This window comes from Roseateles sp. P5_E8, from assembly GCF_054177665.1.
In genome coordinates this window covers 25,860-32,508 of record NZ_JBGCUM010000055.1, presented here as the reverse complement: position 1 = coordinate 32,508, position 6,649 = coordinate 25,860, and the positions used below count along the sequence as shown (strand labels likewise).

Below are 6,649 nucleotides of genomic sequence, written 5' to 3'. Positions count from 1 at the left end.
CGGCGGCCTCGGCCGCCGTCGATACGAGCCTGGCGCGCGACCTGGACCGCATCGAGCGCGCCGCGCGCGCCAAGCCGGCCGTCTACGAGCAGGAGCTGCGCGAGCGTGCCAAGGCCCTGCCCGCCGCAAGCCCGGCGCGCGTCGATGTCCTGGCCCTGCGCGGCCTGCTTGCCGCCATGGCCCGCGACCGCGTGCTGAGCGACAAGCTTGCCCAGCAGCTGCGTGACTGGCCGGTCGGCGAGCGGCAGGCCGACGCCCGCGTCGCGGCGGCCAGCATCGGCGCCGAATACCTGCGCTCGCAGGGCGACCTGCGTGAGGCCCGCAAGCTGCTGACCGGCATCGACGCCGCCCAGCTCAATGCGGCCGGCCCGGTCTTCCGCTGGCGCCACCACGGCCTGTTCGCCGCCGTCAGCGGCGACTCTGGCGAGCTGGACACCGCGCTGACCGAGGGTCACATGGCGCTGCGGCTCGCCCAGCAGATCGGCCAGGGCTGGCGCGTCGCGCTGTCGTTGGCCGACCTCGCCTTCACGACGTTGCGCGCCGACACGCCGGCCCGCGCCCGCCAGCTCGCCGCCCAGGCCCTGGCCGAGGCGCTGAAGGACCCCGACCCGATGACGCTGAACCGCGTGCACGCGACGCGCGGCATCGTCCATGCAGACGACAGCGACACCAGCATCACGCTGCAGTCCAACGCCGACGCGCTGGAGCAGGCCGCGGCGGCTGGTGCCGACTCCGTGCGCGCGCTGGGCCTGGCCAACTTTGCCGACTACCACCTGCGCCAGGGCCGCCCGGCGCGCGCGCTGGAGCTGGCCGAGCAGGCCCTGCCGCTGGCCCGCGCGACGCGCAACGTCAGCGCCGAGAGCGTGGCCCGTTCCAACATCGGCCTGGCCAAGATCGCGCTGGGCCGCGTGGCCGAGGGCCGCCGCGAGGCGAGCGCCGCCATCACGCTGGACGAGCAGCAGGGCGCCTACACCTATGCCTCCGACGGCTGGAAGGAGCTGGCGGATTACCTGGAGCGCGCCGGCGACCTGGGCGGCGCCGTGGCCGCCTGGCGCGAGCACCGCCGCCTGGTCGACCGCGTGCTGCGCGACGAGACCCGCAAGTTGCTCATCGAGGCCCAGGAGCGCCAGGACGCCGAGCAGCGCGGCCGCGACATCGAGCTGCTGAACCGCGACAACGCGCTCAAGGCCGAGCAGGTCCACCAGCGCAACCTCGCCGGCACGCTCTGGGCCGCTCTGGGCGGCTGCGTGCTGGTGTCGCTGGGCCTGCTCTGGCAGGCCTTCCGCCGCGTGCGCCGCACCAACCAGGCGCTGGTGCAAAGCAATGCCTCGCTGAAGAACCAGAGCGAGACCGACCCGCTGACCGGCCTGGCCAACCGCCGCCACTTCCAGGCCGTCATCAAGAGCCTGGCCGGCCCCGACGGCCTGACGGCCAGCCTCTTCCTCATCGACGTCGACCACTTCAAGCGCATCAACGACGGCTTTGGCCATGCGGCCGGCGACACCGTGCTCATCGAGATGGCGCGGCGCCTGCATCAGGCCGTGCGCGACGGCGACCTCGTCGTGCGCTGGGGCGGCGAGGAGTTCCTCATCGTCGCCCGCACCCGCGAGGGCCTGTTCGCGCCCCAGCTCGCCCAGCGCATGCTCGACCTCGTCGGCGGCCAGCCGGTGCTGCACGAAGGCCGCCGCATCCCCGTCACCGCGTCCATCGGCTTCGTCAACCTGCCGGTGCCGCCGCACGGCCTGCGCCTGCCGTGGGAGCGCGCCATCGACCTGGTCGACACCGCCATGTACCTGGCCAAGGCCCATGGCCGCAACAAGGCCTATGGCGTCGACCGCATCCATGCCACCGACGCCATTGGGGCGGCCCAACTCACCGCGCGCCTGGAGGCCGCCTGGAGCGAAGGCCTGGTGGGCCTGACGGCGCTCAGCGGCCCCAGCGCGGCCACGGCGGCGAACGCATGAAGGCCGCTCTGCTTGCCCTGGCCCTGTTCGCCGCCACGGCGGGCGCGGCGCCGGCCGATGACCTGGCAGCGGATCACACGCTGCTGGCCAACATCACGCGGCGCGCCTACGACGACCCCAGCGCCATGCTGGCCGAGCTGGACAGGCGCTGGCCCGCCAACGCCACGTCGGCGCGCGAGGCCGCCTGGCTGTTCGCGCGCGGTCGCGTGCTGCTCGCCGCCGGGCAGGCCGACGCGGCCGACACCGTCGCCGTGCAGCTGATGCCACGCGAGGGCGGCGTGGACCGCAGCTGGCTGCTGCGCGCCCTCATCCAGGAGCGCGCGGGCAAGGCGGCGGGCACGTTGGCGGCAAGGGCGCTGTCCGGCCTGGAGAAGCGCTGCCCGGCTGGCGACGAGGCCCGCGCCGTGCGCGAGCTGGGCTGCGACTTCCGCGCCACCTGGGAGGCCTTGCGCATGCAGGTGCGCGAGCAGGGTGCCCAGGGCGCCTTCGTCGACGCGGAGGCCGGTGCGCGCCGCGCGCTGACGCTCGCCCGCGCGGGCGGCGACAAGCACCTGATCGCCCTCAGCCTGGGGCAACTCGCCGTCATGCTGCAGTTCCAGGACCAGGTCGACGCCGCCCGCGCCGAGGTCCGCGCCGCCTTGGTCGAGGCCCAGGGCGACCCCGTGGCCGGCGCGCGCGTGCGCAACTACGAGGCCGTCGTGGAGCGCCGCTCCAAGGACGTGGCCGCGGCACGCACCGCGCTGGAAGCCGGCCTCCAGCTCGCCGAGCAGGCCGACGCGCCCCATCTCGCGGCCCAGCTGCGCTCCAACCTCGTCGACTCCTACATGCACCTGGGCCTGCTGAAGGAAGCACTGGCCACCGGCCAGCGCGCGCTGCCGGTGCTGCAGCGCTTCCGCGACCGCCTGCAGGAGCGGGGCCTGCACCACAACCTGGCCGTCGCCCACATCAAGCTGCGCCAGTTCGACGCCGCCCGCCACGAGCTCGCCAGGGTGGCCGACATCGCCGTCGACCCGGCCGAGTTCGTGCCGCGTGCCCGCGAGCTGCGCGAGCTGGGCGACACCTGGGCCGAGGCCGGCCAGCACAAGGAGGCGCTGGCCGCCTTCCACGGCGAGCGCGAGCTGAACGCCCGCGCCAACGAGCGCAACCGCTCCGCCGCGCTGGAGGAGCTGCGCCGCAAATACGACACCGCCGCCAAGCAGCGCGACCTGGACCTGCTGGCCCGCGACGGCCAGCTGAAGGACCAGCAGCTGGAGAACGGCCGGCTGGCGCAGAAGGTCGGCGCCGCAGTCGGCGCGCTGTTGCTGCTGTCCATCGCGCTGATCGGCGTCACGCTGCTGCGCATGCGTCGCGCCCAGGCGCGGCTCACGGCCAACCAGCACCTGTTGCGCGCGCAGAGCGAGCGCGACCCGTTGACCGACCTGTCCAACCGCCGCCACTTCCTCGCCGTCATGGAGCCGCGCGCCCGCCAGGCCGGCGCCGAGGGCTTCCGCGGCGCGCTGATGATGATCGACATCGACCACTTCAAGAACGTCAACGACCAGCACGGCCATGCGGCCGGCGACGCCGTCATCGTCGAGGTGGGCCGGCGCATCCTTGCCGCCGTGCGCGACAGCGACCTCGTCGTGCGCTGGGGCGGCGAGGAGTTCCTCGTCTTCGCCCCCGAGCTGCCCAGCGCCGATCTGGCGCAGATGGCGGCGCGCGTGCTGAACGGCATCGGCGGCGCGCCCATAGACACGCCCGAGGGCGCGCTGCGCATCACCGCATCCATCGGCTTCGCCAGCTTCCCTCTCGGGGGTTCCGGCAGCGCCAGCCTGCGCCTGCACTGGGAGCAGGCCGTCAACTGGGCCGACATGGTGCTCTACAAGGCCAAGGCCGAGGGTCGCAACCGCGGCGTCGGCATCGCCGCCGTCGAGGCGCCCGACGCCGACACGCTGGCGGCCATCCTGCAGGACTTCGACGCCGCCTGCATGCATGGCCAGGTGCGGCTCAACGTGCTGCTAGGGCCCCCAGCATGACGAGCGCGCTCTTGCAACGCCGCGCCTTGATGCTCTGGCTGGCCAGCACCGGCGCGTCTGCCCAGCCGGCCTGGCCGAGCAAGCCGCTGCGCATCGTCGTGCCCTACCCGGCAGGCGGCGCCAGCGACATCGCCGCGCGGCTGCTGGCGCCCGAGCTGCACAGGAGCCTCGGCCAGCCCGTCCTCGTCGACAACCGACCCGGCGCTGACGGCAACATCGGCACGGCCGAGGTTGCTAGTGCCAGCGACGGTCACACGCTGCTGATGGGCAGCCTCGGCACGCATGCCATCAACCCGCTGCTGTCGCGCCGCCTGCCCTATGACGCGGTGAAGGATTTCTCGCCCATCAGCCTGGTCGCGACGGTGCCGCTGGTGCTGGTCATGAACCCTGCCGTGGCGCAGGCGCTGGGCGTGCGCCGCCTGCCCGACCTCGTGCACGCCGCCACCCACCAGCCGGGCCGGCTGCACATCGCCTCCAGCGGCAACGGCAACCCGACCCACCTGGCCGGCGAGCTGTTCAAGCGCCTGACGCAGACCTACATGCTGCACTTCCCCTATCGCAGCGCGGCCTCGGCGCAGCAGGACGTCATCGCCGGCAACATGGACCTGATGTTCGACTCCCTGCCCTCGGCCCTGCCGCAGATCCGCGCCGGCAAGCTGCTGGCCCTGGCCGTGACCAGCTCGCGGCGCAGCCCCGGCATGCCCGACCTGCCCACGGTGGAGGAGGCAGGCGGCCCGGCGCTGAAGGGCTACGAGGCCAGCGCCTGGATCGGCCTGTTCACGCCCAGCAGCCAGCCCGCCGAGCAGCTCGCGCGGCTGCAGCGCGACAGCGTCAGCGCGCTGGCCATCCCGGCGGTGCGCGAGCGCATGACGGCGCGCGGCCTACTCGTGCAGGGCAGCGGCGGCCCCGAGTTCGCTGCGCTGATCGCCGCCGAGACGGCCAAGTGGGCGCGCGTCGTCCAGTTGTCTGGCGTCAAGGTAGACCGTTGAGGCCATGAAGGCGACCTGGCGCGCCGATCTGATGGCCGGCGCCGTCGTCGCCGTGTTGCTCATTCCGCAGAGCCTGGCCTACGCGATGCTGGCCGGCCTGCCGCCGCAGGTGGGCCTGTACGCCAGCCTGCTGCCGCTGCTGGCCTACGCGGCTTTGGGTTCCAGCCCGGTGCTGGGGCTGGGGCCGGTGGCGGTGCTGGCGCTGATGATTGCGCAGGCGCTGGCCGGACTTCCGGGCGGTGTGTCTGCCGCCGACGGCGCGCTCGTGCTGGCCGCCGAGGTGGGCCTGTTGCTCGCGGCGGCGGCGCTGCTGCGGCTGGACGCGCTGTCCAGCCTGCTGTCCGTGCCGGCGCTGCGCGGCTTCGAGACCGGTGCCACCTTGACGATCGCGGCCGGCCAGCTGCCGGTGCTCCTGGGCAGCGCGGCGGTGGGCTTCACGCTGCCCGACTTGCTCGCGTCGGCCGGGCAGGGCGGCTTCGGCCCGGTCAGCGCGGCCTGGGGCGTGGCGGCACTGGCGCTGTTGCTGCTGTCGCGCCGCCGCGGCCCGCGGCTGCTGGCGCGCCTGGCGCCGCTGCTGTTGCTGGTGGCGGCGATGGCGCTGTCGGCCTTCACGCCCGCAGCCGACGGCGTGGCCCAGGTCGGCGCGCTGCCGTCGCTGGCCTTGCCGATGGGTCTGCCCCGGCTGGAGGCGACGCTGTGGCTGCACCTGCTGCCGGCGGCAGCACTGGTGGCGCTGATGGCCTTCGTGTCCAGCCTGGCGGTGTCGGAGTCGCTCGCTCAGCGCCGTGGCGAAAAGCTGCTGCCCGCCGCCGAGCTGCGCGGCCTGGCGGCGGCCAACATCGTCGCGTCGCTCAGCGGCGGCATGCCGGTGGCGGGCAGCTTCTCGCGCAGCATCCTGCTGCACGAGGCCGGCTCGCAAAGCCGCTGGACGCTGGTCTTCGTCGCCGCCTTCATGGCACTGGCCATGCTGCTGCTGGCCGGGCCGCTGGCGCACTGCCCCAAGCCCGTGCTGGCGGCGGTCATCATCGTCGCCGTGCTGGGCGGCTTCACGCTGCGGCCCTATGCCGAGGCCTGGCGCTATGCGCGGGCCGAAGGCTTCCTGATGGCGGTCGTCACGGCGACCGTGCTGCTGTGGAGCGTCGGCGCGGCGCTGGCCATCGGCGTCGTCGGCTCCATCGCGCTGCTGATCCAGCGCACCGCTCGGCCCCATGTGGCCCGCATCGGCCGCTTGCCGGGCACCCAGCACTACCGCAACCTGACGCGCTACGCCGTGGAATGCCAGCCCGAGGTGGTTGGCCTGCGCATCGACGAGAGCCTGGTGTTCACCAACGCGCGCGGCCTGGTCGACGTGGTGCTGGGCCATGTGCGCGAGCACCGCGCCAGCGTCGGCGCACCCCGCCGCGTGCTGCTGCTGATGGCGCCCGTCAACCATATCGACGTGTCTGGCCTGACCGCGCTGCAGGAGCTGCACGCGGCGCTGGCGGCCGAGGGCCTGAAGCTGGCGTTCTCCGAGGTCAAGGGCCCGGTGCTGGACCGCCTCAACGCCGTCGGCTGGCTGGAGCGCTACGACGTGTCGCTTTACCTCAGCCACCACGACGGCATCCAGGCCGGGGAACATGACCTGCGGCCCAGTCAGGCCGACATGGACGCGCCGGGGCAGCTGTAGCCCGGTTCTGATACC

General features: G+C 73.7%; 4 protein-coding genes. All 4 read left to right on the top strand.

The annotated features are described in order from the left end of the window. Positions 1 to 1,964: diguanylate cyclase domain-containing protein (locus ACXRVZ_RS22960; RefSeq protein WP_458232859.1), on the top strand; the 1,964-nt coding region annotated here is incomplete at its 5' end. Continuing rightward, positions 1,961 to 3,979: a diguanylate cyclase gene (locus tag ACXRVZ_RS22955; protein WP_457420135.1), complete on the top strand. Its 2,019-nt coding sequence runs from the start codon at positions 1,961 to 1,963 to the stop codon at positions 3,977 to 3,979. The genes ACXRVZ_RS22960 and ACXRVZ_RS22955, both read left to right, overlap by 4 nt. Continuing rightward, a complete protein-coding gene (locus ACXRVZ_RS22950; RefSeq protein ID WP_457420137.1) occupies positions 3,976 to 4,968 on the top strand; it encodes a Bug family tripartite tricarboxylate transporter substrate binding protein in 993 nt (330 codons plus the stop codon). Before ACXRVZ_RS22955 ends, ACXRVZ_RS22950 begins: the two co-directional genes overlap by 4 nt. A gap of 4 nt (positions 4,969 to 4,972) precedes the next feature. Beyond that, on the top strand, positions 4,973 to 6,634 hold the full coding sequence (locus ACXRVZ_RS22945) for a SulP family inorganic anion transporter (RefSeq protein WP_457420139.1): 1,662 nt from the start codon (positions 4,973 to 4,975) through the stop codon (positions 6,632 to 6,634). Positions 6,635 to 6,649: the final 15 nt, after the last annotated feature.